At 65.6% G+C, this 3,020-nt stretch carries 4 protein-coding genes; 1 reads left to right on the forward strand and 3 read right to left on the reverse strand.

Translation table 11 applies throughout. The features are described 5' to 3' along the window. Positions 1 to 113 precede the first annotated feature (113 nt). A complete protein-coding gene (locus AC1DYX_RS30585) occupies positions 114 to 1,238 on the forward strand; it encodes an IS481 family transposase (protein ID WP_477265903.1) in 1,125 nt (374 codons plus the stop codon). A 25-nt stretch (positions 1,239 to 1,263) separates the two neighbouring features. Here AC1DYX_RS30585 and AC1DYX_RS30590 read toward each other — a convergent pair whose 3' ends face one another. The 3 genes from AC1DYX_RS30590 to AC1DYX_RS30600 all read right to left on the reverse strand — a co-directional run. After that, positions 1,264 to 2,034: a universal stress protein gene (locus AC1DYX_RS30590; RefSeq protein ID WP_477265905.1), complete on the reverse strand. Its 771-nt coding sequence runs from the start codon at positions 2,032 to 2,034 to the stop codon at positions 1,264 to 1,266. An 8-nt stretch (positions 2,035 to 2,042) separates the two neighbouring features. After that, positions 2,043 to 2,552, reverse strand: a complete 510-nt coding sequence (locus tag AC1DYX_RS30595) for a hypothetical protein (RefSeq protein WP_477265907.1) — start codon at positions 2,550 to 2,552, stop codon at positions 2,043 to 2,045. A 99-nt stretch (positions 2,553 to 2,651) separates the two neighbouring features. Beyond that, positions 2,652 to 3,020: universal stress protein (locus tag AC1DYX_RS30600; RefSeq protein ID WP_477265909.1), on the reverse strand; the 369-nt coding region annotated here is incomplete at its 5' end.

Raw genomic sequence — 3,020 nt, forward strand, 5'->3', positions numbered from 1 at the left:
TGTTCAGCACATAGACATGGGTAACACTTGTCTAGAGACATAGGTAACACCTTTTATGATCATTGCACAGCTAACAATCGGAGCGTGCAATGCCTTGGAAGGAGAGTTCCCGAATGTCTTCTCGTCTTGAATTTGCTCGCCTGGCGACTGCACCTGATGTGAATATGCAGGCCCTTTGCCAGTCTTTCGGCGTCAGCCGTAAGACTGGCTACAAGTGGCGTGATCTGTATTTGAAACATGGTACAGAAGGGTTGGAAGACCGGTCCCGCCGTCCGCATTCATCGCCCAAACGCAGTACCGACGAACTGGAAGCGGCGGTTGTAGCACTGCACGATAAGCATCCATGCTGGGGAGCGCGCAAGCTCAAGGCGCTACTGCCAGAAAAATTCGGCACGCCGCATCCCAACACTATCTCGGCCATTTTGCGTCGCCACGGCAGGCAATTGGTGCCGCATGCAGATGTGACCAATGCGGCAAAGGGGCGCTTCGRACACGAGGCGCCGAACCAGCTCTGGCAGATGGACTTCAAGGGCCATTTTGCACTGACCGACGAGAAGGCCGGACGCTGTCATCCGTTGACGATCCTGGATGACCACTCGCGATTCTCTGTCTGTCTGACCGCTTGCAAGGGAGAGGATGGACAGACGGTAAAGGACGTGCTGACGCAGACGTTTCGCACCTACGGCATGCCCGAGCGGATCACCTGTGACAACGGCACGCCTTGGGGTACCGGCGGCCATGGCTCGCTGTCCCGGCTTGAAGTCTGGCTCATCCGATTAGGCATTCGAGTCGGGCACAGCACGCCGTATCATCCACAAACGCAAGGCAAAGCCGAGCGGTTTCACCGAACGCTCAAACGTGAGCTCCTCAACCGTTTTGGCTTCACCTCGCTTCGTGCATGCCAGGAGGCCTTCGACCTCTGGCGCGACCAATACAATCAGGTTCGGCCGCACGAAGCGCTGGAGCAAAAGACGCCCTCGACCCGCTACACGCAAAGTGCTCGCCTCTTTCCCGCCGAACTACCGCCCGTCGAGTATGACGAAGGCGAGACTGTACGCACCGTACGCCGCCACGGCCAAATCAACTACAAAGGCGGCGTGTACTTCGTCGGCGAAGGACTGTATCAAGAAAGCGTCGCCATCCGACCGACAGAAAAGGACGGCGTGCTAAAGATCATCTTTTGCCATAAAGAGGTCGGCCAAATCGACCTCACCGCCGCTAAAATGACGACCAGGTAGTGTCACCCATGTCTCTAGACATGTGTTACCTATGTCCCTGTGCTAAACACACCCCTGTGCCCACGCGCACGAGCAGGTCGCAGCCGCGCGCCTGCGCCAGGTCGAGCAGGGCGCGGCCGTGGTCGCCTTCCGCCGCGGCCAGCAGGCTGTCCGCCGGTACGCCATGGCGCCCCAGCCAGCCCTGGAGCTCGTCCAGCTGTTCGCGATATGCATGATGCGCGGTGCCTGCCAGGTCGGCGATCGTGACGGCGCCCGCGCCCTGCAGCAGCGGCAGCGCGGCGGCGAGCGCGAACGCGGCTTCCTTGCTGCCGTTCCACGCCAGCAGCGCGCGGGTGGGCACGGCGGCCGGCGTGTCGCACCGGGGCAGGACGAGCACCGGGCGGGCAGACTTCAGGATCACATAGTCCGGGATACGCACGACGCTACCCGCCGGCGCTTCGTCGGGATCGTCCTGGCTGACGACGACCAGGTCGGCGAAGCGCGCCAGCAGGGCCAGGCCGTCGTCGGGCTGGTCGGACACGAGGCGCGGGTCGCAGGCGACGCCGACGTCTGCCGCGATCGCCGTGCAGGCGTCCAGGGCGCGCCGGGCGTTATCGGCGAGCGGTTCGAAACAGCTGGCGGCGAGCGTGTCCGGGCGATTGTCGAAACCATCCGGGAACACGGCGCGGGAGATGCCGGTGAACGCGGCGCCCAGCAGCATGGCGCCGTGCGCGCGCGCGAGCGTGGCGGCGTAGCGGATGCGCGCGGCCGCGTGACGCGAGCCGTCGGCGTGGACGAGGATGGTCTTGTAGGCCATGGCCGTGCTCAGTGCACGCTCAATGCGCGCGCGGCCGGGCGCTGGCGCGAGCGCACGCGGCGCCGCTGCGCCGTCGTCATCGGGTGTTCGGCGACGTGCGCGTTGGCGACATGCGCGTTGGCGACATGCGCGTCGGCGACATGCGCGTCCATCGTGTGTGCGTGCGCGACGTGCGCGGCGGCCGGGTCCCACGGGAGCGCCAGCACGGCGTCGAGCGCGTCGGCCACCTGCCGGCCCAGCGCGATGTCGCCGCCTTCGACCTGGGGCAGCGTGCGGTGCAGCGCGCACAGGATCACGGCGCGGTCCGCGCGGCGCGGATGCAGGCCGGCGTCGCCCAGCAGTTCCAGCAGGGTTTCCTCGTGCCGGAAACCGGCTTCCACGGCCGTGACGATGGCCGGGAAGTCGTGCATGAAGACGTCGTCCGGTTGGGCGCGCAGGGCCGCGACGCGGGCGCACAGGTCACGGCGGCATCGTCGCAATGCGATGAGCGGGGCGATAGCTGGAGAGGCGAAATGCATGATAGACCTCAAATTCGTGTCGATGAGGAGCAGTGTGTTGGGCTCAGCCGATTTATTGTTTGATCTGCATCAAAAACGGCTGATTCCGCCGTAAAAATATCAGTGTGCTAACAGCACGGGGAGCGTCATTGTGTGCAGGATCGTCTCCGTCACGCCGCCCAGCACGATCTCGCGCAGGCGCGGGTGCCCGTAGGCGCCCATCACAAGCAGGCCGGCACCCAGGCCCGCCGCTTCCGCCAACAGCGCTTCGCCCACGTCGGGCGCGAGCGGGCGGCGTCCGCAACGCGCGGTTACGCCGTGCCGGCCCAGCCACGCGCCCAGTGCGGCACACGGGTCTTCCACGATGCCGGCCGGGGCATCTGCGCCGCCGAAGTCGACCACGGTCACCCGCGAGGCGGCGCGCAGCAGCGGCAGGGCACCCGTCACGGCCCGCGTCGCTGCGCGGCCGCCGTCCCACGCGACCAGCGC

The sequence above is a fragment of the Massilia sp. P2_C2 genome (genome assembly GCF_056404615.1).